The sequence below is a fragment of the Desulfovibrio faecalis genome (genome assembly GCF_053570625.1).
This window is the reverse complement of the sequence record NZ_JBRBQR010000001.1, coordinates 3,011,654-3,037,294: the sequence shown is the minus strand read 5'-3', so window position 1 is coordinate 3,037,294 and position 25,641 is coordinate 3,011,654. Positions and strand designations below refer to the sequence as shown.

Here is a 25,641-nt window from a genome sequence, read left to right as displayed (position 1 = left end):
TGCGGAACCCTACAAAAAAGGGGCCGTCACGCCGGGCATGCGTGATTGCCCCTTTGCGCAGGTGGCGCTTCAGAACAATATTTTTTCCTGTCCCCTTTCTGAGCCTGGAATAAAGATAAAAATTCAGAGGGAGGGGACGAAAGGGGCACGCTTTCACAGAACATCCCGATGCAGGTCTGCCCTACGCGGGCCAGCTGCCCTCGCGAAGTCTGCGCATGCCTTCCTCTCCCACATAGCGGCGCAACTGCTTGTCAGGGGCATTGAGCAGATCCACCACCAGCAGGGCATCAAGGGTCCCAAAGGTTCTGTCTTCGTGAAAGGCGGCAATGCGCCCACCCAATTGCAGGTAGTGCTTAAAAAGGATGGGCAGGGTGCGCCCGCCCTCCATCTGCCGCACCAGCGCGTTGACGGACTTGTAATCAAGATGCTGGGCAAAGGGCAGTTCTTCCCGCAGCTTGCGGGGCTGTTTGCCGTGCACCAGACTTGCCAGAGGCGTATCCCAGTGGCGCAGGCGCAGGTGCCGCCAGAGCAGGTCTACCGATTGCGGGCGATAGTTGAGACCAATGCTGGCAGGGCCAAAGAGGGTACGCACGCCATTACGCAGGGCCATCTGCCCAATACCCTTCCATAGCAGAAGCAGGGGAGTGTAATCGCGCTGATATTCAGGGCAGACAAAGGCGCGTCCAAGCTCCAGCGCATTGCCGCATTGGTGGAAAAATTCCGGCTCGTACTCAAAAAGCGAGGCAGTGTAGAGGTGTTTTTTGTCATACTGCCATGTTCCTTCTGGTCGCACCACTCGTGCCCGGTATGAACCGGCAATATTTTTGCCTTCTTCGTCCAGAAGCAGCAGGTGTGAATATTGCGGGTCGTAGCGGTCTGTATCCCGCGCCTGCCCAGATCCTTCCCCCAGCGCGCGAAAGGCCTCTTCGCGTCTTCTGGTCAGTTCGTCCAGCAGCAGGGGAGATTCGTTGCCCTCAAGCAGATAGACGCCGTAGCGGCCTTCGCGGGCCAGCATGCGGTTTTCCGGCAGGGCGGCAAGGCTGACCATGATATCCATCTTGGCAGCGGCAGGGGCCAGGGGCAGGCAATTGGCTGCATGCCCGGCTGCACCGTGTTCAGAACCCAGGGCAGAGCGGCAAAGCCCCAAACAGTGGGTGCGCTGCTCGTGGTTCAGCCCGGTCAGAATTTCTGCGGGGATGGCCTCGCCCACGATCATGCGGGCGGTGCTTCCCCTTTGTCTGAACAAGGTATTGGGCAGCAGAACCTCGCCGACGTTTTCCTTGAGCGCTGTTGCAGCGATAAACAGGGCGTTCTGCCGTACGCCCATATGCAAGGGAACAAAATTCAGGCCGGGGATATCGGCATTGCGCCCGCCAAGCCTGCTGAGCAGGCGCGACCATGGCTGCTCAGCAATGCCGCGTCCCAATTGCCAGCGGGCCACGCGCCCGGAGGGGAAAATACCCAGTGCGCCGCCCCCCCGCAGATGGGTCATGGCTGCGCGCAACACTGCGGCGTTGGCGGCTGCGCCGCCAGAAAGATTCAGGGGCAACAGCATGGGGGCAAGTTGCGCCAGTTGGGGAATGCGCAGCAAGGCATCGCTGGCAAGAATTTTGAGATCGGGACGTGCCTTGCCGCAGAGCGCTGCAAGCATCAACCCTTCAAGCGCGCCGGAGGGGTGGTTGGCAAAAAGCACCACCGGTCCGTGGGCAGGAATGCGCTCCAGATCGCCGCGCAGGCATTCCGTACGGACATCCAGCGCAGTGAGGCAGGCGGTGGCAAAGGTTTGAGGGTCGCCGCACTGGGGCAGTGTGTCGGCCATTTTTTCCAACCGGGCGAAACCCGAAAGCTGACGGGCCAGGGCGCGGGCCAGCCGCCCGACGCTTCTGACCAGCGGGCGGCCAGGTGCAAGGGGTAAAATATCAGCATTGCCGGGCATGGGGATTCTCCTGTGCTTGGGCTGGGCATGCGCGTGGGCGCATACCCGGCTGGTTCCGTTTCCTGCGCGTGGCGGCGAGCCGGGCCGGGCGAGGGTACTTTTCGTATGTCTAACAGTATTCGGCGCACACTTCCTGAGGAAGCGGCGTGGCCTTCATCTGGATCATATTTGTGCGCAGATCGTTTTCAATGTTCTGCTGGCATTCGCAGCAGCGGGTCGCCCCTGGTGCGGCCATGAGGCGGGCTAGGGGAATCTCTTCGCCGCATTCTTCGCAGCGGCGGGGGCCGCCGTGCCGCAGGAGCGCCACAAGGCTCTGGAGTTCACGGATGCGCTGGGAGCTGCGGCGGGCGCTGCAATGGGCTATGTGGGCCGCCTCAAGGTGGCTGGCTGCGTCCAGTTCGTCCGCGCAGTGCTGAGCCTGAAAAACATCGCGCAGCAGGGTGAGACGGTGCATTTCTTCGTTCAGTTCGCCCTGAAGACGCTGCAAAGTGTGCAAATTGTCCATGTCTGCCTCCTCCGGAGATTTTCCGATGGTTGAACTGTTGCTCTTGGGGCATCATGAATGTGCTGGTTTGCGTTATGGTGACGCCCATGTGAACTTGTGCGTCATGTTGGCGGCAAAGTGGTGGAGGCGGGGCCTGTGCTTTCTGAACAGATGCAGCTCAAGGGAAGATTTGTTGACAGGGGGGTGTTTGTGCAATAATTTTCTCATGCATATAATTTATCATCACGATGTAGCCAAGGAGGAAGTTGTGTCCGAATATAGAAAGCCCTCAACATTAGAGCGGTTTATCCCTATTGTGGACTTTCTGGGCGCTTTTTTGGGTGCGGACTGTGAAGTTGTGCTGCACGATGCCACCAGGCCGGACAGCTCCGTGCTTGCGATAGCCAACAGCCATATAAGCGGACGCCGTGTGGGATCGCCCATTACGGATATGGCGTTGCGGCTTATCAAGGACGGTACCTGGATGACCGCGCCTTTTATTACGGGCTATAAAACGCAGAGCAAGGATGGTCGTCAGCTCCATTCGGCAACATATTTTATCCGTGAAGACGATGGTTCCTTGGCGGGGATGTTATGTCTCAACATGGATGCGGCCCCGCTGATTGAGGCGCGCGATCTGCTTGAGCGCTTCATATCGCGAGCGCGAATGGAAAAGCCCAGGTCAGATGTTGAAAATGGGCATCCTCTTGAAACATTCGCTGAATCGCTGGAAGACCTGACCAGCAGTATTATCCAGCAAGCAGTGAATGGCGCGGATATACCGCCGGATCGCATGACGGCAGATGAAAAAATAGCTATTGTACGCACCCTTAACGAAAAAGGCGTATTTTTGCTTAAAGGTGCGGTGGCGGTTGTGGCGCGCCATCTGGCAGCATCTGAGGCCACCGTTTACAGGTATCTGCAACGGGTTGCTTCCTGAAGTGTTTTCCGCACGCATGATTTTTTTCTATCATATTGACAAAAAATTATTATCAAGATAATTTTGTTTCACTGCGATAGCTGTGCTTGCAGGGCGTGTGGTCTCCTTAACGGGGCAGCGCATAACATATTGTTTTAACAACTTGTTAAGGAGAATCCGTCAAATGTCTCAGCGTATTGCAACGGAAAAGGCCCCAGCAGCCATTGGCCCGTACTCTCAGGGTATGGTCTGCGGCACCCTTCTTTTTACATCCGGTCAGATACCCGTTGATCCTTCCACCAAGGCTGTGCCCGACGATGTGGCTGCTCAGGCCCGGCAGTCGCTGGAAAATGTCAAGGCCGTTGTGGAAGCTGGCGGCAGCAGCATGGACCGCGTGGTAAAAACTACGGTGTTTCTGGCTGATATGGGTGATTTCGCCACTGTGAATCAGGTGTACTCCACCTATTTTGCAGAGCCTTTTCCTGCCCGGAGTTGCGTACAGGTTGCGGCCTTGCCTCTTGGCGTAAAGGTCGAGATTGAAGCAATCGCCGCCCTGTAGGCGTAAGTGGGCTTAGCTGTCTGAGCATCGGCGGCATGGGGCCGCTGAACGGTACTTCATCGTCAGGAGACACCACATGTCCAAGAGCAAGAACGAATTCGGTCTTATTCTCAAGCTGCTGGCAGGCATTGTCATTGGCGCACTGATCGGTTTTGCGGCCAATGAAAATGTCATGCAGGTTGTAATGTCTCTCAAGTATGTTCTGGGCCAGATAATCTTTTACACCGTGCCGCTCGTTATCATTGCGTTCATTGCGCCTGCCATTACCCGGCTTGGACAGAACGCCAGCCGCATGTTGATTGCGGCGCTGGTCATTGCTTATATTTCTTCAGTAGGCGCGGCCACCATGTCTTGTCTCGCCGGATACGCCATTATTCCCCATTTGTCCGTTCCCACGGCGGTGGCGGCCCTGCATCCTCTGCCCGATGTGCTCTTCAAGCTGGATATCCCCCCGGTCATGCCGGTCATGACAGCCTTGGTAACGGCTATTCTCATTGGCATAGCATCGCTGTGGACACGTGCTGAAATCATGGTGCGCCTGCTGGACGAGCTGGAATCCATCATGCTCAAGATCGTGAGCAACGTGGTCATTCCCCTGTTGCCGCTCTTTATTGCCGCCACCTTTGCCGGACTCGCCTACGAAGGTAGCCTCACGCGGCAGCTTCCCGTATTCTTGAAAGTTATCATTCTTGTGTTGCTCGGGCACTACATTTGGCTTGCCGTGCTGTACTCTATTGCCGGTATTGTGTCTGGTCGCAATCCCCTTGAGGTGCTGCGCCACTATGGCCCGGCCTACCTTACTGCTGTTGGCACCATGTCCAGCGCGGCGACGCTGCCAGTTTCCCTTTCCTGCGCATCGCGATCTTCCGTACTTTCCAAGGAAATGGTGGAGTTCGCCGTGCCGCTTGGGGCGACAATCCATCTCTGCGGCTCCGTGCTGACGGAAACTTTTTTTGCCATGACTATTTCCATGTTGCTGTATGGCTATTTGCCCAGCCCGGCGACAATGGCGGTGTTTATTGCCCTGTTTGGGGTGTTCGCCATCGGTGCTCCTGGCGTGCCTGGCGGTACAGTAATGGCTTCTCTTGGCATTGTGGTGAGTGTGCTTGGTTTTGATCCTGCCGGGGTGGCCTTGCTGCTCGCCATATTTGCCCTTCAGGATAGCTTTGGCACTGCCTGCAACGTTACCGGCGATGGCGCAATGGCCCTGATGCTGGAAGGCCTTTTCAACCGGTCAAAAGGCAAGGTCAGCCAAGCCTGAAAATCATGAATATAACAACCCCCTGCAATAAATGCGAGGAAGCATACATGCCCAATTCCCAATGGCCCAGTTTTATTGAACTGCTGCATAAGGAAGTAGTGCCCGCTCTAGGTTGCACAGAGCCAGTAGCCGTGGCGCTGGCTGCTGCCCATGCCGTTGAGGCTCTGGGTTGCCAGCCCGAGAACATAAAGGTGCTCGTTAGCGGTAATTTGCTGAAAAACGGCATGGGTGTTGGTGTGCCCGGCACCGGTGCCACGGGTATGAATATTGCCGCTGCTGTCGGGGCGATTGGCGGAAAGGCTGCGCGCGGGCTTGAAGTGCTGGCGGAGCTTACGCCCGAACAGGCCGAAGCGGGCCGCAATATGGTCGAAGCAGGCCGTGTCCATGTGGACATTGCCGAAGGCTCGCCCCTGCTGTATGCGGAAGTTCTTGTGGAAGGCGGGGGCCATACAGGCCGGGCTGTGCTTGAGCATGAGCACACCAACATTGTGCGTATTGAGCGCGATGGCAAGGTACTGTTCAGCCGTGAAGAGCCAGAGGGCGCGGCAACTGCAAAAAGTGACGAGTGGCCGCTGTCCATTGCCGCCATTCACGAGTTTGCCACGCAGGCACCTTTTGAAGACATCAGCTTTATTCTTGAAGCCGCAAGGCTCAACGAAGCGGTGGCTCTGGAAGGCCTGGCCCGGGAATACGGCCTGCAGGTAGGACGCACCATTGATGGCAATATCCGCAAACGTCTTATGTCCGACGATGTGACCACCCTGGCGGTCAAGCTGACGGCTGCCGCTTCCGATGCGCGCATGGACGGCGTGATGATGCCTGTGATGAGCAATTCCGGCAGCGGGAATCAGGGCATAACCTGCACCATGCCGGTGGTGGCCTTTGCCATGCGGCTGGAAGCAGGGGACGAGGCTCTGGCAAGGGCGCTGATTATGAGCCACCTTACCTCAATTCACGTCAAGCATCGTCTGGGGCGGCTTTCGGCTTTATGCGGCGCTACGGTTGCCAGCATGGCCTCCGCCTGCGGTATTGTAATGCTGCTTGGCGGCGGGATAGAGCAGATTGACCGTACCATCCGCAATATGGTGGGCAACGTGGCGGGCATGATCTGCGATGGCGCCAAGACCGGTTGCGCCATGAAGGTTGCTTCGGCGGTAGGCGCGGGCGTGCAATCTGCCATGCTGGCTATGGATGGCATGGGCGTAACCCGCAATGAAGGCATTGTTGAAGACGATATTGAACAATGCATTGCCAATCTGGCCCGGCTGGGCTGCGACGGTATGGCTCAGGCTGACCGCGTGGTGCTGGACATCATGGTGGCGAAAAGCTGAGTTTGCTGTAGCGGCATTCCCTCAGTAGCAAAAGGCCAGAACTGAGCTGCAAGGGTCCCTTCCTGTCGTTGCCTTTACCAGTAATGGATAAGGTGCGTGGAAGGGGCCTTTTTTGTGATGCGGTAAACCCACAATCTGTTCAATGAGTTCTGGCTGCTTTGCGGGCTTCTGTACGCAAAAGCCCGTCCCGCATTGCGGGACGGGCTTTATATCAGGCTTTGTCGGCAGATTGCCGCAGCGGCCTACTTGCCGCAGAAGGACAGAAAGTAGCTGTGCATGCGCGTGTCTGGCGTAAGCTCGGGGTGGAAGGACGTGGCCAGAATATTGTTCTGGCGCACGGCTACCGCCTGACCGTCAACCTCTGCCAGCACCTTTACACCCGCGCCCACGCCGATAATGACAGGAGCGCGAATGAAAACTGCCGGGAGGGGTTCTGCCCCGATCTCGGGTATGCTCAGATTGGTTTCAAAGCTGTCCACCTGCCTGCCAAAGGCGTTGCGTCGCACGGTGGCGTCAAGCACGCCCAGGCGGGGCTGATCCGAGTTTTCAATGTCGCGGCACAGCAGTATAAGCCCGGCGCAACTGCCATAAACGGGCATGCCGTCGAGTATGCGCTGGCGCAGGGGCTCAAGCATGTTCCATTCATTGAGCAGTTTGCCGATGGTGGTGCTTTCGCCGCCGGGAATGATCAGGGCATCAATGCCCTCAATATCCTTGAGCTGGCGCACCTCGCGGGCCGTTGCGCCAAGGCTGGCAACAGCGGCCACATGCTCGCGAAAGGCTCCCTGAAGAGCCAGAACGCCTACGCAAAGCTGCGACATTACCAACCCCGTTCCTGCATGCGTTCGGCAGAAGGAATGGTGGAAATTTCAATGCCCACCATGGGTTCGCCCAGATCGCGGGAGATTTCGGCCAGCATGGCGAAATCGTTGTAGTTGGTCACGGCCTGCACAATGGCCTTGGCGCGCTTGGCCGGGTCGCCGGACTTGAAGATGCCGGAGCCGACGAACACGCCGTCGCAGCCGAGGTGCATCATCATGGCGGCGTCAGCGGGGGTGGCAATGCCGCCAGCGGCAAAGTTCACCACGGGCAGGCGGCCTTCCTTGCGCACGGCGTAGCACACTTCAAGGGGAGCGCCGATTTCTTTGGCGTAGTTGGCAACTTCGGCTTCGGGCAGGCTGCACAGCTTGCGCACATCGTCCATAACCTGACGGCAGTGGCGCACGGCTTCAACCACGTTGCCTGTGCCGGGTTCACCCTTGGTGCGGATCATGGCTGCACCCTCGGCGATACGGCGCAGGGCTTCACCCAGATTGCGGCAGCCGCACACGAAAGGCACGGTAAAATCGCGCTTGTCGATATGGTACTTGTCGTCAGCGGGGGTGAGCACTTCACTTTCGTCAATATAGTCGGCGCCCATGGCTTCAAGGATACGGGCTTCAACAAAATGACCGATACGGGCCTTGGCCATGACGGGAATGCTCACCACTTCCATGATGCGCTTGACAATGGTGGGGTCGGCCATACGGGCCACGCCGCCTGCGGCGCGAATATCGGCAGGTACGCGTTCCAGGGCCATGACTGCGCAGGCTCCCGCTGCTTCGGCGATTTTAGCCTGTTCGGGAGTGGTGACGTCCATGATCACGCCGCCTTTGAGCATTTCAGCAAGGCCTGTCTTCAGGCGGATGGTGCCCTGTTCCATATCTTTCTACTCCTTCTGAGCCGGAGGCCGGCTGGTGATGATGTCTGCATGCCGCACATGCGGCGGCTTTGCTGGCGTGTATATATGTCAATAAGCCGCACCTGACAATATGATACCTGACATGCTCCGCTACAGGACAGCCGACGCAAAAAACTTCCGTCATTGGTCCATGCGGCTTGCGCTTCGGGCGTCCTCTGGCTATGCTTAAGGACTCAAAAGGAAGTATGATGACAGAAAGTTTCCCCATTCTTTTGCCATTGCTTCGCGGCCCACTGCCTTTGCACGCTTTTGAAGCGTCCGCTCAGTCCGGCCAGGCCCCAGCCGCCGGAAAAGGATCAGACCCACACTGGGCTGGCGCTTTGCGTCTGTGGCCCGGTTTGCCTGACGCGCCTGCCGAAGGTTTTTTTTGCCCGGATACCTATCCCTTTTCACCCCGCGAGGCCGTGGCCTGCCTTGGCGATCTGCAACAGATGGGCGATGCGGCCCTTTCCGGCCTGCCGGTTGGCGCAGCCGCCGCTGGCAACGCGCGCGCCGCGCGCCGCAGCTCAGAAATGGCCATGCTCTCCGGCCTTGAAAAATCTGATGGCGATGCCGCAGCCGCTCTGGCGGCAGAAGCGGCCCGCAAGGAGCTGCTTGCGCGCACTCAGGCGCAGAAGACCCTGCTCTGGGTCTGGCAGCAGGAGGAAAGCCTGGCTGATCTGGCGGAGCTGACAGCGAGTTTTGCCAAAAATGCGGGCAGCCTGACAGCTTCTCTGGGGGTTGACCCGGATGAAGATATGGCCGGGCTGACGCCGGATGCCCTTACGGGCGACCTGGTGCGCCTTGGTTCGCCCATTGCGCTTGATACTGGCCTTGTGCCGCCGTGGCGGCTGGTGATGGCCAACGCGCTCTATTTTGTGCCGCCCCATGCGCCCATTATTATTGAAGGGGCCATGCGTGAAGATGTGCTGGATATGCTGGAATTTGTCCCGGCCCCAGAACGTCAGGGCCTGCTTGGCGCGCCGGAGTCGGCCTCCGCAGGCGCACCGCTGCCCGTGGCGGTAGAAGCCCGCGCCCCGGGCTGGAAACTGCTTGGGCATACCCGCCCCACAGGGCAGCCGCCGCTTGACGCCGAGCGGGTGTGGATCACCTGGAGGGCCGGAGCATGAACAGCCAGCAGGCGCAGTCACTCACCGCGCAAGGTTTGTTCCCGCACGGCATTGCTGGCGTGATCTTTGACTGCGACGGCGTGATGATTGATTCGCGCGAGGCGAACAACATCTTTTACAATCGTGTTCTCGCCTGGTTTGGTCTGCCGCCCATGACCATTGAACAGGAAAACTACTGTTTCATGGCTACATCGCGTCAGGCATTGCTGCATATTGTGCCGCAGCCTCTGCACGGGCAGATCGACCATGTCATCCGCCACGAGGTTATTTACCAGCGCGATATTGTCCCCATGCTGCGCTTACAGCCCGGTTTTATGGACTTTATCGGCAATCTGCGGAGCAGGGGGGTGCGTATGGCCGTGCACACCAATCGAAAGCTCGATGGAATACAAACGGTTCTGGACATTTTTTCCCTGCCCTCCTATTTTAATCCTGTGGTCGCGGCGGATACAGCCGCACCCAAGCCTTCGCCCGAGGGTACGCGGCACATATGCGCCGCGTGGCAATGCCCTCCTCAGCAGGTGCTTTTTGTTGGCGACAGCGAGCACGACAAGGAGGCGGCCCGGGGGGCGGGCGTGATATTTGCCGCATTTAATGGCGGCCCGTTACGGGGAGAGATTACGGCGGCGGATTATCCCGGTCTGCACAATGCGCTGGCCGCAGTGCTGCCGCCTGTTTCAGGCCTGTAAGGCCTGGACCCGTTGCGAATATAAAAGAAAGCCACGCTGGAGGGCGCATGATTGTTGTTGCCAATACCATGAGCGCTATTGCCCTGGTGCTCGGGTCTCTGCTTAGTCTGTATTTCTGGATTGTCATTATCGCGGCTGTGCTCACGTGGGTGCGCCCCGATCCGTACAATCCTATTGTGCGCACCCTGCGCACGCTTACGGAGCCTGTGTTTTACCGTGTGCGCAAATGGTTGCCGTTCACCTATTCAAGCGGCATGGATTTTTCGCCTGTGGTGGTGCTGCTGGCCATTGAGCTGTTTAACAGAATTGTCATTACCTCGCTGGCCCAGTACGCGATGACGCTTCATTAAAAGAACTGGCACCGCCGGAGGACTGATTTTTTACACATGCTCCATGCGGATGTCTGAGAATCCGCGCCAGGAGAACAAGCCCATATAACCTGTAGCCGCGCTGCACAAAGCCACATCGGCGCAGCGGCACAGGCGGGCTGATCCCCTTGAGCAAAAGCCTCAGTTGATGCGCAGGCAAAAGCCTATGAACATCTAACAATGGAGATTTCTTATGGATCAGCAAGAACTGGAACTGCTGGAAAAGTACGCTGCCACTGATCCGGAGCTGAAATCCCTTTGGGAAGATCACGTGCTCTACGAAAAACAGGTGGAAAAGCTCGAAGGCAAGGCCTTTCGTTCGCCCACTGAAGAGCAGACGCTCAAGCAATTGAAAAAGCAGAAGCTCGAAGGAAAAACCCAGCTCATGGCCGTTCTTGATCGTCTGAAGAAACAAGGATAGCCGGGCTTTTTTTAAGGAGTCGGACATGGAATGTACTGGTGCGCAGATTCTCCTTGAGTCCATGAAGCGAGAGGGCGTGGATGTGCTGTTCGGTTATCCGGGCGGTGCGGTCATTGATATTTATGATGAACTACCGCGACATCCCGAGCTACGCCATGTGCTGGTACGGCACGAGCAAGGAGCTGTGCACGCGGCTGACGGCTATGCCCGTGCCTCGGGCAAGACCGGCGTATGCCTGGTCACCTCGGGGCCTGGAGCTACCAATACGGTCACGGGCATAGCCACAGCCTACTCTGATTCCATTCCTCTGGTGGTGTTCACCGGGCAGGTGCCCACCCAGCTGATCGGCAACGATGCCTTTCAGGAAGTGGATATCGTGGGCATCACCCGGCCCTGCACCAAACATAATTTCCTGGTCAAGGATATCAGTAAACTGGCGTTGACCATCCGTCAGGCCTTTTACCTTGCACGTTCGGGCCGCCCCGGCCCGGTGCTGGTGGACCTGCCCAAGGACGTCATGCAGAAGCGGGCTGAATTTGTCTGGCCTGAAGACGTCTACATGCGCAGCTACAACCCCACTTACAAGCCCAACCTGAACCAGTTGCGCCGCTCGGTGGAAGAACTGGCAAAGGCCGAGCGTCCGGTGATTCTGGCGGGCGGCGGGGTTATTCTGTCCAACGGTGCGGAGGCCCTTACCGGGCTTGCGCGCAAGCTGAACATCCCTGTTACCTGCACCCTCATGGGGCTTGGGTCTTTTCCGGCCACAGACCCCCTGTGGCTGGGCATGGTGGGCATGCACGGCACCTACGCGGCCAACCTTGCCATCAATAACTGCGATGTGCTGATGTGCGTGGGCGCGCGCTTTGACGACCGCGTTACCGGCAAGCTGGCGGCCTTTGCGCCCAAGGCCCGCATTGTGCACATCGACATTGACCCCACGTCCATTCGCAAGAATGTGGAGGTGCATGTGCCTGTGGTTGGCGATTGCCGCCTGGCGCTGGAAGGCATTGCCGAAATCTGCGATGCCAAGCTGGAAAACAAGGACTGGGCGGGTGAACATGCCGCCTGGATTGCCGCCGTGGCCGAGTGGAAGGCAAGCAAGCCCCTGTGTTACCAGTGCAACGGCAACATCAAACCGCAGTCGGTCATTGAAGCTCTTTACGACATCACCGGCGGCGATGCCATCATCGCCACCGAGGTGGGACAGCACCAGATGTGGGTGGCCCAGTTTTATTCGTTCACCAAGCCGCGCACCCTGCTGACCAGCGGTGGCCTCGGCACCATGGGCTACGGTTTTCCCGCTTCGGTGGGGGCGCAGTTTGCCTTTCCGGATAAAAAGGTCATTGCTGTGGCAGGCGACGCCTCGCTGCAGATGAACATTCAGGAGCTGGCAACCGTAGTGGCCAACAAGCTGCCTATCAAGGTCGTCATTCTGAACAACCGCTATCTGGGCATGGTGCGCCAGTGGCAGGAGCTCTTTTACAACAACAACTACAGTTCCACCAACATGGAAGCCCAGCCCGACTTTGTGAAGCTGGCCGAGGCCTACGGGGCCGAAGGCTATCGCATTGAAAAGGCTGATGACATGCGGGCCGTGCTTGAAAAGGCCCTTGCTTCGCCCAACCCTGCCTTTATTGACGTGGTAGTAGAGCGCGAAGAAAACGTGTACCCCATCGTGCCCGCTGGTGCGGCGCTTGATGAAATGTTGCTGGTGTAAGGGAGATGGCTATGCAACGACATGTGCTTTCCGTGCTGGTGGAAAACGAACCCGGTGTGCTTTCCCGCGTGGCTGGCCTGTTCAGCGGGCGCGGCTTCAATATCCATTCCCTCAATGTGGCTCCGGCTCTGGAAGAGGGCGTTTCGCACATGACCATCACCACCGATGGCGACAGTCTTATTCTGGAGCAGATCATGAAGCAGCTCCACAAGATTGTTTCGGTCATCAAGGTGGTGGATTTTGCGGATATTCCCGCTGTGGCACGCGAAATGATCTTTGTTAAGGTGCAGGCAGAAGGCCCCATGCGGGGCGAAATTCTGCGAACTGTTGAAATATTCCGCTGCAAGGTGGTTGATGTCAGCCCCAATGAAATGACCATTGAGGCCACTGGCGACCAGAACAAGCTGGACGCCATCATCAGCCTGTTGCAACGGTTTGGAATCAAGGAACTGGCGCGCACAGGCGCAGTTGCCATGCGTCGTTCCAAGAAAACGGATTAGGGTTCCGGGACGCGAAGGACAGCCTTTTGCCGGGGTGTTTGACACAAGACACCCCACGAGGCATGGCTGCCCCTGCGCGTAAAGAACCCGGTCGCGCGGCCATGCGCCGCGAGATTACAGGAGCGTTAGCCCGTGAGCGTGTCAATGGCCCACAAGGTCTCCTTGACAGCGCGCATGAGGTCGGGGTGGTGCGTATATCCATTCAAACCAGCCCGGGTCATTGGCAAAGCGTCCCACAGGCGGCCTTGCCCGCCGTATCCAGTCGGCCCCCCTCTGTCCTTGCCGCAAGGGCGGGAAGGAATGTATTTTTTTTGTCTAACCGTGAGTGATCTCAGAGGATGTTCAGATGAAAGTTTATTACGATCAGGATGCAGACCTTAATTGTTTGAAAAACAAGACCGTGGCCATCATCGGTTATGGCAGTCAGGGCCATGCCCATGCCCAGAATCTGCGTGATTCCGGCGTCAAGGTTGTGGTGGGTCAGCGCCCCGGCGGCGCCAACTACGAGTTGGCCAAGGAACACGGCTTCACCCCCGTGTCTGCTTCCGAGGCCGCCGCTCAGGCCGACCTGATCATGATTCTGCTGCCTGACGAAGTGCAGGCCGCCGTGTACGAAAACGACGTGAAGCCCCACCTGACCAAGGGCAAGGCCCTGTTGTTCGCCCACGGCTTCAACATCCATTTCAGCCAGATCCAGCCGCCCAAGGATGTGGACGTGTTCCTCATCGCCCCCAAGGGCCCCGGCCATCTGGTGCGCCGCACCTTCACTGAAGGCGGTGGCGTGCCCTGCCTCGTGGCCATTCATCAGGACGCCACCGGCGAAGCCCTCAAGATTGCTCTGGCCTATGCCAAGGGCATCGGCGGCGCTCGCTCCGGCGTTATTGAAACCTCCTTCCGTGAAGAAACGGAAACCGACCTCTTCGGTGAACAGGCCGTGCTTTGCGGCGGCGTTTCCGCCCTGATCAAGGCCGGTTTTGAAACCCTCGTGGAAGCCGGTTATCAGCCCGAAATGGCGTACTTTGAATGCATGCACGAAATGAAGCTCATCGTTGACCTCATGTACGAGGGCGGCCTTTCCCGCATGCGTTACTCCATCAGCAACACCGCTGAATACGGCGACTACGTCACCGGCCCCCGCCTGATCACCGAAACGGTGAAAAAGGAAATGAAGGGCGTGCTCAAGGACATCCAGAGCGGCGTGTTTGCGCGCAACTTCATTCTTGAAGCCCGCGCCAAGTACCCCATGTTCCTCACCACCCGCCGCAACGAATCTGAACACCAGATCGAAAAGGTGGGCAAGGAACTGCGCGGCATGATGTCCTGGCTCAAGAAGGACAAGAAAGACTAGTTCCGCTGTTTCAGCCGCAGGCTGAAAGCGTTTTGTTGGGGCTTTTCGCGGTATTTCCGTGAGAAGCCCCATTTTTTTATCCGCTGAAAAATAACAAAGCCGATGTCCTTCATGGAGCCTGCCCGTAGAGGATTGGGACGCAGCCGACATGATTCTAGGCTGACAGGGGATATTGCCATAGTAAATTGATCAATTTTATCGACTTCTGCATGTTGCAAAAATAGTTACTGTTTGCCACAATCAGGCCATACAGCTTGTATATAAAGTTGTTGTCTTCCATGCGCCGGAGCATCCTGCGGGCTGCCTCGGTGTGCCGTATTTTACGGGCATGGCCTTTCCGCTTTTGGTTTTATCATGTGTGCATTGCTTCCCGCCTTTGCCTTGCGACCGCCCATTTACGTAGCCAGTTACGCTGGTATGACCTGCTCTGGCATTGTGTCCGCGCTGTACTTTTTTGCGTTCCGCGCCCGCTGCAACAGCGCGTGCTTGCGCAGGAGGGTTGGTGCGGCTTTTCGGCGTGTCGGTTTGCACCTTGATTTTTCAGGAGATTAAGACGTGCTCAGAAATTTCAGCATCAGTCAGCGAATTATCTTTTTTGTCATCATCATGATCGCTCTGATTATTTCCATCGCGGGCCTGTCCGTGCGCATGACGGAAGGCGTCATTGCTGACGGCACGGCACTTGCCAAAGAAATGCTGCTCGACTCCCAAAGGGCGCGCATCAAGGATATCACGCACTCCCAGGCGCTTGGTCTGGCGGCCTTGACGCAAGGCCAGTCCGAGGCCGAGCAGTTGCGCATCATTGCGCAGTATGTGGACAGCGCCCGGTTTGAGGATGACAGCTCCGGGTATTTTTATGTGTACAAGGGCACGCTCAGCGCGGCCCATCCCTTGCAGAAGCAACTGATCGGCAAGGATCTGGCTTCAACCGCTGACAGCAGGGGCGTTCACTATGTTAGTGAACTGTACAAGGCCGCGCAGCGCGGCGGCGGGTTTGTGGATTTTGTGTTTCCAAAGCCCGGCTCTGGCGACGTGTTCAAGCTGGGCTATGCGGAAGCTATCGCGGGCACGCCCTTCTGGATTGGCACGGGCGTGTATATCGACAATGTGGACAAGGCCGAAAGTCGCCTCATCACCACCATGCGCTCCATCCTGCACAGCCAGCTGGCAATCTATGGCGGTGTTTTTTTGGCGATACTGTTGCTGGTGGTCTGCCCGCTTTCTTATGCTATGGTCGTGTCCATAACTCGCCCTCTTGCGGGCATAACCCGGCATGCTCGCGCCGTGGCGCAAGGCAATCTTGATGAAGAATTTGAAACAACAGGGCGCGATGAAGTGGCGACCCTGCAACAGGCCTTGAGCGCAATGGTTGTGAAGCTCAAGGAGTTTATCGGTCAGGCCGAGGAGCAGAGCCGTCTTGCTGGTAAGGCCGCCAGTGAAGCCCAGCAGGCGCAGGCGGAGGCTCTCGAAGCCGAGCTCAAGGCAAAGGACAAAGCCGCGGCCATGCTCCAGGCTGCGGAAAGGCTGGAGCGGGTTGCCCAGGCTGTGAGCACTGCCTCTACCCAGCTTTCGGCCCAGATAGAGCAGTCGGACAAAGGGGCTGTGCATTCCGCCCAGATGCTTGCAGAGGCCGCAACAGCCATGAACCAGATGAACGCCAGCGTGCAGGAGGTGGCGCTCAGCGCCGCAACCGCATCTGACGCGGCCAGCCAGACACGTGAGCGCGCTCTGAGCGGAGCGGGCATTGTGGAAAAGGCCGTGCAGAGCATTGGTCATGTGCACGAGGTCTCGTTGCGGCTCAGGGATGGCATGGCCGAGCTTAACGACCATTCACAGGCCATTACGCGCATCATGGGCGTTATTTCGGATATTGCCGACCAGACCAACCTGCTTGCGCTCAATGCCGCCATTGAAGCTGCCCGAGCGGGCGATGCCGGGCGCGGCTTTGCCGTGGTGGCGGATGAAGTGCGCAAGCTGGCGGAAAAAACCCTCGCCTCAACCCAGGATGTGGGCAACGCCATCAAGGCCATCCAGGAAAGCACGGCCAAGAGCGTTTCGGACATGGACAAGGCTGTGGGGCAAGTGGAGCAGGCCACGGATTTTGCCAATCAGTCGGGCAAGGCTCTGGAAGAAATCGTGGCTACTGTAGAAGCCACCGCCAACCAGGTGAACGCCATTGCCGAAGCCAGCGGGCAACAGTCTGCTGCCAGCGAAGAAATCAACCATTCAATTGATGATGCCACAAAGGTCGCCCACCAGACGGCGGAGGCCATGGACGAAGCCCAAAAGGCCGTGGCTGATCTGGCAGTTCAGACCAGGGGGCTGGCCGATCTGATTGTGGATATGAAAAACTAGGGGCTGTCTCATTGTAACACTGCGGGTCTCTGTGCGGTGCAAAACCGTGCAGAGGCCCTTTTGCATTCAGGGTGCGGAAGCCTTCTGGAAGTATTCTGCGGGTCGTCCTCTCTGGTCCTCCTGGTGCTGGCGGCTATTTGCTCCTCTCAATGCAGCCATTCCGCCCAGGCCGTTTTAAGCCGCGTCACGCAATCTGGTATGTCTTCAAGGCGAATTTTGCCAAACCCCAGAAACAGCGTGTCGGGCGGGCAGTCGGCCTTGTCCTGCCAGAACTGCATGGTGGGGTAGACCCGCACCCCCTGCTCCAGGGCTTTTTTTATGAGCAATTTCTGATCAATACCGGCAGAAAAACGCAAAAGAAAATACTGGCCCGTTCCGTTGCCTGTAATGCGCAGGCCCGATCCAAGACGGGAAAATTCCTGAATGAACAGCTCAAGGCGGTTTTTGAACACATGGCTCAGACGGCGGATATGCCTGTCGTACTGGCCGGTTTCGAGCAGGCGACCAATGATATACTGGTTCAGTACGGGGACGGTGCTGTTGTATTCGTCAAACATTTCGCGAAAAGCGGTGGCAAGCTGCGGCGGCAGAATCATGTACCCCATGCGGATGGAAGGGGATATGCCCTTGGAAAATGTGCCAAGATAGATGACCCGCGCTTCCGAATCTATGGACTGCAGCGAAGGAATGGGCTTGGAATAGTAGCGCATCTCGCTGTCAAAGTCGTCTTCAAGCACGTAGACGTTGTTGCTCTGCGCCCAGCGCAACAGGGCATGTCTGCGCCCGATGGGGAGCGTGACACCGGTGGGGAACTGGTGGGATGGCGTGGTATAGATGGCAAAGGCCTGCGGCCTGTGGGGCAGGTCGGCCACTTTCAGGCCGTTTTCATCCACGGGTACGGTCTCAATGGGCAGGTGGTTGTTGCGGAATACAGCGGCCGCCTTGTTGAAGCCGGGTTCTTCCATCAGAATTTTTTGCCCGTGCCGGGCTGCTATTTTGCACAGATATTCCAGCGACTGCTGCAAACCGCAGGTTATGACGATCTGGTCTTCCGTGCAGTTCACGCCGCGAATGCGTTTGAGGTAGGCCAGCAGGTTTTTGCGCAGGTAGGGTTCGCCCTGCATGACCTGCAAGGCAGAAATTTTTTCTTCTCTCTCCAGCATCTCAAGGCATTCAAAGGTGTATTTTTTCCAGAGGCTTTTGGGAAAAAGGTCAACCGTGTGGCTGCTGTTTGTCAGGTCGTAAACCAGGGGCTGCCCGTGAATCTGCGCCTGCCTTTGGGCATAAATTTCTGGCTGCGCGGGGCGCTGCGCAGGTTGTGGCGCTGTGTGCCCTGTTGGCGCGGCTGGGGCATCAATGATGGGAACATGCTGCACCACAAATCCTAGCCCCGTGCGGGCGGCTATATAGCCCTCCGCCACCAGTTGACTATAGGCATTGTCCACAGTATTGCGGCTGACCCCCAGCATGGATGCCAGCGTCCTGCTGCCGGTCAGGATCGTGCCCTCTGCAAGCGCGCCGCAGGCAATATCCTGCTTCAACTGGCTGTATATCTGCAAATACAGCGGCCCGGAGCCGTTCTTGCCCGTGCTGATCATGTCTGCCCCCAGGTGGCACCATAAAATATGTATCATGTGGCACTTTTGATGGTGCCATGCCCACTGTATCAAAGGGGGCAGCAAACACAATAAAAGGATGGGGGGCTCCATGTCCACGCAAGACGATACTGCGCCGCAGGGCGGAATGCGGCGGGGGAACGGCACAAAATATGTTCTGCTGGCGGTGCTGGCAGTGGCCTTTTTGGCCACCGGGGGTATCTTTGTGCGCCAGAGCGGTCTGTCGCCCATCAATACGGGCATGTACCGCATGCTTTTTTCTATCCCGCTGCTCTGGCCGTTGGCCTATGGCAGGCTTGGGCGGCTCAGCGGCAGGGATGTCGTCCTGCTGCTGTTATCCGGCCTGTTTCTGGCGGGCGATGTGGCCCTGTGGAACACGGCATTCAGCTATACAACGGTTGCCAATGCCAACCTGCTCACCAATCTGACGCCGTTCACGGTTATTCCGGTCTCATATTTTCTGTTTCACGAGCGGCTGCCGAAGCTGTTCATTCCCGGCGCGGCTGTTACCCTTGCCGGGGTGGTGCTATTGGTGGGGGGCAAGGCCAGCCCTGTGCCGGGCAACTATTTTGGTGATTTTCTGGCACTGGCTGCGGCCTTTTTTTACGCGGGATTTCTGCTCATTGCCTACCGCCTGCGCGACAGGATGGAAAGCAGCGTCATCATGCTTGGCAGCGCCGTTGGCGGGCTTGTGGGCCTGTTTTTTGCCTCGTGGGGTGTGGAGGGTTTGCAGATTCCGCGAAGTTGGGATGATCTGTGGCCCATACTGGCTCTTACGCTCTGCGTGCAGGTAATAGGGCATAACATGCTCACGCATTGTCAGGGCAAGCTCAGCGTCAATCTTTCTTCGGTGATATGCCTTTGCCAGCCTGCCATTGCAGCTGTGTACTCGTGGGCCATATTTTCAGAGAAATTGTCTGGGCTGGAAGTTATGGGCATAGGGGTTGTGCTGGTGGGCGTCTATATTGTCAAAAGGCAGTATACGCCAAGCAAGGATTGCGTTGCCGGGGCCGGACAAAAGGGCGCTGGCTGGCTGCCCCCTGTGATCGCCCGCTGGCTGGGCAGGCGGTGCAAGCCTGCCGTGGCGGAAGAGCCGTAGAAAAAAAAATATTTCGGGCCGATGGGGCTTTTCCGGCAGAGACTCGCATTGTCCTGACGGAACAGCCCCTTCTTTTGTGCTACTGTTGCATGCTGGACATGAGATCCATAAGATTTTGGGTCTGCCCTGCCAGTTCGGCCACGGCATCTGCCGCTTCGCGCATGGCGGCAGAGGTCTGACGCGACATTTCGCTTATCTGGGTTATGGCGCGGCTTACTTCATCGCTGGCGGCAGACTGCTGCTCGCTTGCGGCGGCAATGGCATTGACCTGGTCCGCCGTGCCCTCAACCGTGGCCACAATATCGGTCAGGGCCGCACCAGACTGGCTGGCGTAGGTATTGGCTTCTTCAATCTGCCTTGCGGCCTTGTCCACAGAATCCATGCTCTGGGTAGCGCTGGACTGGATGGCCTTGATGGCGTTGGCAACGTCATGGGTGGAGGCCATGGTTTTTTCCGCCAGTTTGCGCACTTCATCCGCCACCACGGCAAAACCGCGCCCGGCATCGCCAGCTCGGGCAGCTTCAATGGCGGCATTGAGCGCAAGCAGGTTGGTCTGGTCGGCTATGTCTGAAATAACGCCCATGATGCGGTTGATGTTTTGGGTGTGTCCGTGCAGTTGGGCCATGTCGTCCTTGAGTGTCATGGATGCCTGATGCACCTGATCAATGCTGCGCAGTGAACGCTTGACGATTTCTGAGCCGTTTTCCGCCTTGGCGCGGGTTTCTGTGGAGGCCTGCGAGGCAACGGACGCGTTGCGCGCCACTTCCTGCACAGTGGCATTCATCTGCTGCATGGCAGAGGCCGCCTCGCCCAGTCGGGCCGATGTCTCTTGCGCGCCTTTATCTGACTGTTCAATCTGCGCGGCCAGGCGCGCGGTGGCTGCACTCACTATCCGGGCCACCTCCTGAAGCCTGGCGGCGGCCATCCGCAGAGATTCGCTTTTGTTTTGGGCTTCTATATTGGCGGTTTCCGTCTGGCGCAATGCTTCGGTTGCCTTGGCGGATTGCTCCCGAGCCACCAGCGATTCGCGTTGAGCACTTTCGATGTGGGTTTTCAGCGCCAGCACCATGGCGACTATGGAAGCGTACACGCCGATGCTGTCGCTATTTGCGTCATGAATGTCGTAGTCTCCGGCGGCAACACGGCTTGCCACTGCCTGGAGTTCGCCGGGGTCTTTGCCAAGTTGATGCTTTATGGAGCGCGAAAGTGCAAGAGAAACGATGATGCTGAAAAATACGGCGGCAGCACTGAGCGCATATGCGCCTTTAACGGCGCTTTCGCCTGAGGCAACGGCATCGGCAGACACCTGTTTGCTGTCTGACTTGGTAAGTGCCATCAGTTCTTCATAGAGTGGCTCAATGCTGTTGAATAAGGGCGTGTATTTCTTTTCAAATATGTTTATTGCCTCTCCGCGTTCTTCACATTGCACAAATGCAAGGATTTCTTTGCGTACAGTGTTGAGCTTGCGAGAAATTGCATCAATTTTTTCTATCAGTTCCTTTGCCGCTGCATGATGCTGGTCTTCGGATTCACCCACAATGGAAAAATATCTATCATGATTTTCCCTGATTGAATCCATCGTGCTGGTGATGTTGGAGGAATAGCGTTCGATCTCTGCTGGCGATGTTTGTGAAATAAGCGCCAATACGTCAGAGCGAATAATCCAGAATTTCAGATGCATTTCCTGAAGTTCTATGAGCGATGGGAGTAACGATGTATCTATTTCAATGAATCTTTTATTCATTGCAGAAATGTTTTTGATCGACATGCCACTCATCGCAAGCAGAACAAGTGTAATGAAAAAGAATGATAATCCAAGTTTTACAATCAGTCGCATAAGCTTTCACCTCCTGGGTTTGTGCTACAGACACTTGCGATGAATGTATAACATATGCAAAGAGCGTGCTAAATTTTTTCAATGGCATGAAGGACAAAATATACAACAAAGCGGTGGTTTTTTTGAACCACCGCTTTGTACGTGCCATGCAGTGTGTGGGGGATGCCGTCGCAAGCTGGGATCAATCGTGATTCATGGCTTCTGCCAATTGCATGAGGTTGCTGGCCTGGGCGGAAAGGTTGGTTATGGCCTCTGCCGCCTCGCTCCTAAAGTATAATGGCAGTTGATCAGACTCCCAGGATGACACAGCAAACAAAAACGCCGACCCGGAGGTCGGCGTTTTTGCAACGAATGTTGCAGACATCCAGGGATGCCCTGAAAAAACTACTGGGCGCGCATCTGCGCAATAAGGCCCGAAAGCCCGTTGGCCTGGGCCGCCAGATCTTCCACAGCTTCAGTGGCTGCACGCATGGCAGAGGCTGTTTGACGGGACATGCCGTTGATCTGGTCAATAACGCTTGTGACCTGATCGCTGGCGGCAGACTGCTCCTCGCTGGCAGAAGAGATGGCGGTAACCTGATCAGAGGTGGATTCCACCATCACAACGATATCTGTCAGCGCTTGCCCGGATTGCTGGGCAAAATCATTGGCCTGCTCGATCTGAAGGGCAACGTTATCCACAGAATCCATGCTCTTTGCGGCACTGTCCTGAATGGCTGTGATGGCGTTGGCCACGTCATGCGTGGAATTCATTGTTTTTTCCGCCAGTTTGCGCACCTCATCAGCGACCACGGCAAAACCGCGCCCGGCATCGCCAGCTCGGGCGGCTTCAATAGCGGCATTAAGGGCAAGCAGGTTGGTCTGGTCGGCAATATCCGAAATAACGTTCATGATGCGGTTGATATTTTGCGTATGTTCCCGGAGCTGCGCCATATCGTTCTTGGTCGCCAGCGAAACATGGTGCACCTCGCTGATGCTGTGCAGGGAGCGCTTGACGATTTCCGCGCCTTGCTCGGCTTTTTGGCGCGTTTCCAGCGAGGCGGCATTGGCGGCTGCGGCGTTCTGCGCCACCTGAAGTACGGTTTTGTTCATCTGCTGAATGGCGCTGGCGGCCTCCGTCAGCCTGAGCGACGTTTCGCATGCTCCCTTGTCAGACTGCTCAATGTGCGCTGCCAGTCGCGTTGAAGCGTCGCTCACAACCTGCGCAACCTGCTGAAGACCCTCAGAAGCGGCGCTCATTGCTTCGGCTTTGCGCTGGGCTTCAACGCTTGCTGCCTCCGCCTGCCGCAGGGCTTCTTCTGCCCGCTGGGCGCTTTGCCTGGCATTTTCCGATTCCTGGTGCGCCCTTGCCATGTTTTCCTTAAGCGTCTGCGCCATGGAAACCATGTCTGCATACACGCCGGTTTTGGCACTGCCATCGTCAATATCGTAATCGCCGTTGGCAACCCGGCGGGCTATGACGGCCAGTTCGCCGGGGTCTTTGCCCAGTTGCCGCCCCACAGAACGCGTGAGCAGCCAGGTAATGCAGGTGCTGATGATAACGGCAGCCAGAGTGATGGCAATGGACATGTTGCGGGTTTTTTGCCCTGCATCGGTGGCGCTTTGGGCCGCAAGCTTGCTGCCTGTGATGTTCATATGTACGACTTTGCCATAGGTTTCGCCAAGTTCCTGAAACACTGGGCGGTATTTTTTGTCAAAGGCCACGTTTGCCACGCCGCGCCGTCCGTCCAGCACCCCCTTGATGATGCCTTCGCGCGCCTTGCTTTCCTGCAAGGAAAGGTCGGCAATGCGGGCCATAAGGGCCTTGCCTTCCTCACTATCCATGCCGGGGGTGGCGCTGCGCAGTTGCAGATAGGCAGCCTGATCACGTTGGATGGAATCCATGGAATCCTGAAGATTTTTTTCGTACTTGCGGATCTCGTCGGCGTAGGTTTGCGACATTATTGACGCAAGATCGGCGCGGAGCGAATTGAGCTGCACATTCATAGACTGGATGGCAGTGACAGAAGGCAGCCATGCCTCGTCAATCTCGCGCACCTTGCCGTTCATTTCGCCCACGTTGTGCATGGTGACGGCAGAAGACACCAGAATGACAGCGATGAGACTGCCGAAAGAGAGCACAAGTTTTGCGCCTAGTTTCATGTGAGGCATCCTCCACGTTCAGCTGAAACTGCCCTGTTTGCCCAGGGCAGCGCTGTTGACAGCATAGAGCAGATGAACTTGAACAAGTTTGTCTGTTCACGCGGATTCTGAAAATCCGCGCCACGAAATGCTCTGGTGGGCCGTAGGGGGGCGGCCCAGAAACTGACAGTCTGGCGGAATGCTTGAATACGCCGAAATTCAGAAGTCCGATTGCCAAACGTTGCCAGTAGGGGGCAACGCGATGGGGGGAGCAATCAGATGCGGCATGGCGCGGCAGCAGGAATGAGCCGGACAGAGCCACTGTCTGAATTTACGGAGAACTGGAAAATAAGTTTATAGCAGAGGCAATATATCTGCGCAAGGTGGTCTGCTGCAATGGCTGGGCGTGATGCTTGCCCGCGAGGGGCTATCGCTATAGCTGGCCGACCAGCCAGCAGGCCGTGCTGTGTGCGCCGCTGGCAGCTGTGGGCGGCATTTCGGCGGCGCAACGCGCAAGGGCTGACTTGCAGCGGGGGTGGAATGGACACCCCGTAGGCATCTTGGCAAGGGATGGAACTGTGCCTGGTATGGTTGGCAGGCGCTCAAGGCCGCGTGAACGGGCGCTGGGCGCAGCGTGCAGCAATCCTTGAGTGTAGGGATGGCGCGGGTCAGCGAACAGCTCCTGGGCCGGGGCGCATTCTACCAGACGCCCGGCGTACATAACGCCCACCGTATCCGCCATCTGGGCGGCTACGCCGAGATCGTGGGTAATCAGCAGTACGGCCATGCTGCGCTCGCGGCAGCGGGCCGCCAGCAGACGCAGAATCTGGCCCTGAATGGTAGCGTCCAGCGCAGTGGTTGGCTCATCAGCCAGCAGCAGGGCAGGTCTGCACGACAAAGCCATGGCGATCATGACGCGCTGACGCATGCCGCCCGAGAGCTGATGCGGGTAATCGTCATAGCGACTCTGCGGCGCGGGGATGCCCACTTCCGTCAGCAGCTCTATGGCAGCCTCCCGGGCTTTTGAGCGGTTCATGCCCTGATGCAGTCGCAAAGGTTCCGCCACCTGATCGCCAATTTTGAGCACCGGGTTGAGAGAGGTCATGGGCTCCTGAAAGATCATGCCCACCTGACGACCGCGCACGGAGCGCATTTCTTTTTCTGAAAGCTCAAGCAGATTCTGACCGTGCAGCAGAATACGCCCGTCAAGCACCGCGTTGGGCGGGGTGAGCTGCAAAATGGCTTTGGCCGTGAGACTTTTACCGCAGCCGGATTCACCAACGAGGCAAACTGTTTCGCCCTCATGCAGACAGATGTTTACGCTGCGCACGGCGGGCAGCGGGCCGTCTGCGGTTGCAAAGGTCACAGAGAGGTTTTCCAGTTGCAGCAGGGGGCTTGAGGCTTGGGTGGACGGATTGTTCATGGGCGGAGCCTACCAGAAGGTGCTGGCAAAAAAAAGTCTTGGGGCCTGGGGTGCTGCGGCAGAGGGGAAGGTAATGGAAGGCAGGACGGGAAAGAAAAGGCAAATAAGGGGAGATGTTTTTTGCGGGGTGGGTGAGCCTGTCAGGCTGATTTACGCAAACCCGACTTTTGCGCCCGGAATGCGTCAGCGCCGGGATTTTGATGCTCACGTACTTGAGTACGCTGCGCTCAAAATCCCGGCGCTTCCTTTTCAGGCCGCAAAACGCGTATTTTGCAAATTCGCCCAACACCAGCCATCGCCTTCGCATTCGCTCCGGCGAGTTTAAGGAAGGCAACACAACGACCAGCTCCTGATGGAGTACAAATTTTTCTGACTCGTAAGGTATTCCTTTGGTCATGGCTGAATGAAACTTGTCAGTATCACATGCACCTTGTCGAAGTGGTGCATGTCTTTGTTTGCTATCAGAATTTATCCACGCGTAGTGCTGCCAGAATATTCAGAGCAACTAAAAAGGTACAAGGCTCATTCTCTGGCAGCAATAAAATCAATGGTAGTTGGCTGAAGCGGAATTCCATTCGGAGCGGAAATGTTCTCTGGCATAAACGCGGCGCGGAGGGAGATCACCTGAGCGAGTGCAGCGAGCGAGGGAAGCTCCCGCAGCTATGGCCGCGTTGCCCTCGCCGGTTTGTGGAAGCTGAAAACTCAAGGGGGTGCTTCGGGGGGGATGCAAGGGGGGCCGAGAAGGGGGCGTAGCCCCATAACCGGCCCCGCCTTGCTGCGCGCCGCACAGGCGTCCCAAACCCCGCC

General features: G+C 57.3%; 22 protein-coding genes. 14 read left to right on the top strand and 8 right to left on the bottom strand.

What is annotated here, in order from left to right; genetic code table 11:
- Positions 1-181 precede the first annotated feature (181 nt).
- The gene (locus tag ACUZ79_RS13465) at positions 182-1,936 is read right to left on the bottom strand and encodes a lysophospholipid acyltransferase family protein (RefSeq protein ID WP_449251900.1); all 1,755 of its coding nucleotides are present in this window, start codon (positions 1,934-1,936) and stop codon (positions 182-184) included.
- 109 nt (positions 1,937-2,045) lie between these two features.
- On the bottom strand, positions 2,046-2,441 hold the full coding sequence (locus tag ACUZ79_RS13460) for a TraR/DksA family transcriptional regulator (RefSeq protein WP_240824920.1): 396 nt from the start codon (positions 2,439-2,441) through the stop codon (positions 2,046-2,048).
- 247 nt (positions 2,442-2,688) lie between these two features.
- Between ACUZ79_RS13460 and ACUZ79_RS13455 the strand changes: the two genes are divergently transcribed.
- From ACUZ79_RS13455 to ACUZ79_RS13440, 4 genes are all read left to right on the top strand, one after another.
- Positions 2,689-3,360, top strand: coding sequence for a helix-turn-helix transcriptional regulator (locus tag ACUZ79_RS13455; protein WP_449251899.1), 672 nt, complete (start codon positions 2,689-2,691; stop codon positions 3,358-3,360).
- A 163-nt stretch (positions 3,361-3,523) separates the two neighbouring features.
- Positions 3,524-3,898, top strand: a complete 375-nt coding sequence (locus ACUZ79_RS13450; RefSeq protein WP_449251898.1) for a RidA family protein — start codon at positions 3,524-3,526, stop codon at positions 3,896-3,898.
- Positions 3,899-3,974: 76 nt separating this feature from the next.
- Entirely contained in the window at positions 3,975-5,159 is a 1,185-nt protein-coding gene (locus tag ACUZ79_RS13445) for a dicarboxylate/amino acid:cation symporter (RefSeq protein WP_449251897.1), read from the top strand.
- 47 nt (positions 5,160-5,206) lie between these two features.
- On the top strand, positions 5,207-6,490 hold the full coding sequence (locus ACUZ79_RS13440; RefSeq protein WP_449251896.1) for an L-cysteine desulfidase family protein: 1,284 nt from the start codon (positions 5,207-5,209) through the stop codon (positions 6,488-6,490).
- Between the two features lie 242 nt (positions 6,491-6,732).
- On the opposite strand, the gene pdxT is transcribed toward ACUZ79_RS13440, so the two are convergent.
- Positions 6,733-7,311: a pyridoxal 5'-phosphate synthase glutaminase subunit PdxT gene (gene pdxT, locus ACUZ79_RS13435; protein ID WP_449251895.1), complete on the bottom strand. Its 579-nt coding sequence runs from the start codon at positions 7,309-7,311 to the stop codon at positions 6,733-6,735.
- Positions 7,311-8,192, bottom strand: a complete 882-nt coding sequence (gene pdxS, locus ACUZ79_RS13430; protein ID WP_192113958.1) for a pyridoxal 5'-phosphate synthase lyase subunit PdxS — start codon at positions 8,190-8,192, stop codon at positions 7,311-7,313. Before pdxS ends, pdxT begins: the two co-directional genes overlap by 1 nt.
- A gap of 227 nt (positions 8,193-8,419) precedes the next feature.
- On the opposite strand from pdxS, the gene ACUZ79_RS13425 reads away from it, so the two are divergent.
- From ACUZ79_RS13425 to ACUZ79_RS13390, 8 genes are all read left to right on the top strand, one after another.
- Entirely contained in the window at positions 8,420-9,340 is a 921-nt protein-coding gene (locus ACUZ79_RS13425; protein ID WP_449251894.1) for a hypothetical protein, read from the top strand.
- The gene (locus tag ACUZ79_RS13420; RefSeq protein WP_240824925.1) at positions 9,337-10,029 is read left to right on the top strand and encodes an HAD family hydrolase; all 693 of its coding nucleotides are present in this window, start codon (positions 9,337-9,339) and stop codon (positions 10,027-10,029) included. The genes ACUZ79_RS13425 and ACUZ79_RS13420 overlap by 4 nt, the downstream gene beginning before the upstream one ends.
- 47 nt (positions 10,030-10,076) lie before the next feature.
- Positions 10,077-10,379, top strand: a complete 303-nt coding sequence (locus ACUZ79_RS13415) for a YggT family protein (RefSeq protein ID WP_240824926.1) — start codon at positions 10,077-10,079, stop codon at positions 10,377-10,379.
- A 211-nt stretch (positions 10,380-10,590) separates the two neighbouring features.
- A complete protein-coding gene (locus ACUZ79_RS13410) occupies positions 10,591-10,818 on the top strand; it encodes a DUF465 domain-containing protein (RefSeq protein ID WP_240824927.1) in 228 nt (75 codons plus the stop codon).
- Positions 10,819-10,843: 25 nt separating this feature from the next.
- A complete protein-coding gene (gene ilvB, locus ACUZ79_RS13405) occupies positions 10,844-12,535 on the top strand; it encodes a biosynthetic-type acetolactate synthase large subunit (RefSeq protein WP_449251893.1) in 1,692 nt (563 codons plus the stop codon).
- An 11-nt stretch (positions 12,536-12,546) separates the two neighbouring features.
- Positions 12,547-13,035: an acetolactate synthase small subunit gene (ilvN, locus tag ACUZ79_RS13400; protein ID WP_022659634.1), complete on the top strand. Its 489-nt coding sequence runs from the start codon at positions 12,547-12,549 to the stop codon at positions 13,033-13,035.
- Between the two features lie 346 nt (positions 13,036-13,381).
- Entirely contained in the window at positions 13,382-14,383 is a 1,002-nt protein-coding gene (ilvC, locus tag ACUZ79_RS13395) for a ketol-acid reductoisomerase (RefSeq protein WP_240824929.1), read from the top strand.
- 555 nt (positions 14,384-14,938) lie between these two features.
- A complete protein-coding gene (locus ACUZ79_RS13390) occupies positions 14,939-16,738 on the top strand; it encodes a methyl-accepting chemotaxis protein (protein WP_449251892.1) in 1,800 nt (599 codons plus the stop codon).
- 146 nt (positions 16,739-16,884) lie between these two features.
- Here the strand turns inward: ACUZ79_RS13390 and pdxR are convergent, their stop codons facing one another.
- Positions 16,885-18,336, bottom strand: a complete 1,452-nt coding sequence (pdxR, locus tag ACUZ79_RS13385; protein WP_449251891.1) for a MocR-like pyridoxine biosynthesis transcription factor PdxR — start codon at positions 18,334-18,336, stop codon at positions 16,885-16,887.
- Positions 18,337-18,445: 109 nt separating this feature from the next.
- Between pdxR and ACUZ79_RS13380 the strand changes: the two genes are divergently transcribed.
- Complete coding sequence (locus ACUZ79_RS13380) at positions 18,446-19,453, top strand: DMT family transporter (protein WP_449251890.1); 1,008 nt, start codon at positions 18,446-18,448, stop codon at positions 19,451-19,453.
- 79 nt (positions 19,454-19,532) lie between these two features.
- On the opposite strand, the gene ACUZ79_RS13375 is transcribed toward ACUZ79_RS13380, so the two are convergent.
- From ACUZ79_RS13375 to ACUZ79_RS13365, 3 genes are all read right to left on the bottom strand, one after another.
- The gene (locus ACUZ79_RS13375) at positions 19,533-21,290 is read right to left on the bottom strand and encodes a HAMP domain-containing methyl-accepting chemotaxis protein (protein ID WP_449251889.1); all 1,758 of its coding nucleotides are present in this window, start codon (positions 21,288-21,290) and stop codon (positions 19,533-19,535) included.
- A gap of 384 nt (positions 21,291-21,674) precedes the next feature.
- Positions 21,675-23,432 (bottom strand): HAMP domain-containing methyl-accepting chemotaxis protein, encoded by a 1,758-nt coding sequence (locus tag ACUZ79_RS13370; RefSeq protein ID WP_449251888.1) that lies wholly within the window; start codon positions 23,430-23,432, stop codon positions 21,675-21,677.
- A 412-nt stretch (positions 23,433-23,844) separates the two neighbouring features.
- Entirely contained in the window at positions 23,845-24,834 is a 990-nt protein-coding gene (locus tag ACUZ79_RS13365) for an ABC transporter ATP-binding protein (protein ID WP_449251887.1), read from the bottom strand.
- On the opposite strand from ACUZ79_RS13365, the gene ACUZ79_RS13360 reads away from it, so the two are divergent.
- Positions 24,833-25,159: a hypothetical protein gene (locus tag ACUZ79_RS13360; RefSeq protein ID WP_449251886.1), complete on the top strand. Its 327-nt coding sequence runs from the start codon at positions 24,833-24,835 to the stop codon at positions 25,157-25,159. The genes ACUZ79_RS13365 and ACUZ79_RS13360 overlap by 2 nt on opposite strands.
- Positions 25,160-25,641 lie beyond the last annotated feature (482 nt).

Bases quoted from the DNA above. Each gene is read 5' to 3' on its own strand.
- ACUZ79_RS13410 (WP_240824927.1), top strand. From the start codon at position 10,591: ATGGATCAGCAAGAACTGGAACTGCTGGAAAAGTACGCTGCCACTGAT.
- ilvB (WP_449251893.1), top strand. From the start codon at position 10,844: ATGGAATGTACTGGTGCGCAGATTCTCCTTGAGTCCATGAAGCGAGAG.
- ACUZ79_RS13445 (WP_449251897.1), top strand. From the start codon at position 3,975: ATGTCCAAGAGCAAGAACGAATTCGGTCTTATTCTCAAGCTGCTGGCA.
- ACUZ79_RS13465 (WP_449251900.1), bottom strand. From the start codon at position 1,936: ATGCCCGGCAATGCTGATATTTTACCCCTTGCACCTGGCCGCCCGCTG.
- ACUZ79_RS13375 (WP_449251889.1), bottom strand. From the start codon at position 21,290: ATGCGACTGATTGTAAAACTTGGATTATCATTCTTTTTCATTACACTT.
- ilvC (WP_240824929.1), top strand. From the start codon at position 13,382: ATGAAAGTTTATTACGATCAGGATGCAGACCTTAATTGTTTGAAAAAC.
- ACUZ79_RS13365 (WP_449251887.1), bottom strand. From the start codon at position 24,834: ATGAACAATCCGTCCACCCAAGCCTCAAGCCCCCTGCTGCAACTGGAA.
- ACUZ79_RS13460 (WP_240824920.1), bottom strand. From the start codon at position 2,441: ATGGACAATTTGCACACTTTGCAGCGTCTTCAGGGCGAACTGAACGAA.
- ACUZ79_RS13380 (WP_449251890.1), top strand. From the start codon at position 18,446: ATGTCCACGCAAGACGATACTGCGCCGCAGGGCGGAATGCGGCGGGGG.
- ACUZ79_RS13415 (WP_240824926.1), top strand. From the start codon at position 10,077: ATGATTGTTGTTGCCAATACCATGAGCGCTATTGCCCTGGTGCTCGGG.
- ACUZ79_RS13420 (WP_240824925.1), top strand. From the start codon at position 9,337: ATGAACAGCCAGCAGGCGCAGTCACTCACCGCGCAAGGTTTGTTCCCG.
- ACUZ79_RS13425 (WP_449251894.1), top strand. From the start codon at position 8,420: ATGACAGAAAGTTTCCCCATTCTTTTGCCATTGCTTCGCGGCCCACTG.
- pdxR (WP_449251891.1), bottom strand. From the start codon at position 18,336: ATGATCAGCACGGGCAAGAACGGCTCCGGGCCGCTGTATTTGCAGATA.
- ACUZ79_RS13440 (WP_449251896.1), top strand. From the start codon at position 5,207: ATGCCCAATTCCCAATGGCCCAGTTTTATTGAACTGCTGCATAAGGAA.
- ACUZ79_RS13370 (WP_449251888.1), bottom strand. From the start codon at position 23,432: ATGAAACTAGGCGCAAAACTTGTGCTCTCTTTCGGCAGTCTCATCGCT.
- pdxT (WP_449251895.1), bottom strand. From the start codon at position 7,311: ATGTCGCAGCTTTGCGTAGGCGTTCTGGCTCTTCAGGGAGCCTTTCGC.
- ACUZ79_RS13450 (WP_449251898.1), top strand. From the start codon at position 3,524: ATGTCTCAGCGTATTGCAACGGAAAAGGCCCCAGCAGCCATTGGCCCG.
- ilvN (WP_022659634.1), top strand. From the start codon at position 12,547: ATGCAACGACATGTGCTTTCCGTGCTGGTGGAAAACGAACCCGGTGTG.
- pdxS (WP_192113958.1), bottom strand. From the start codon at position 8,192: ATGGAACAGGGCACCATCCGCCTGAAGACAGGCCTTGCTGAAATGCTC.
- ACUZ79_RS13360 (WP_449251886.1), top strand. From the start codon at position 24,833: ATGGGCGGAGCCTACCAGAAGGTGCTGGCAAAAAAAAGTCTTGGGGCC.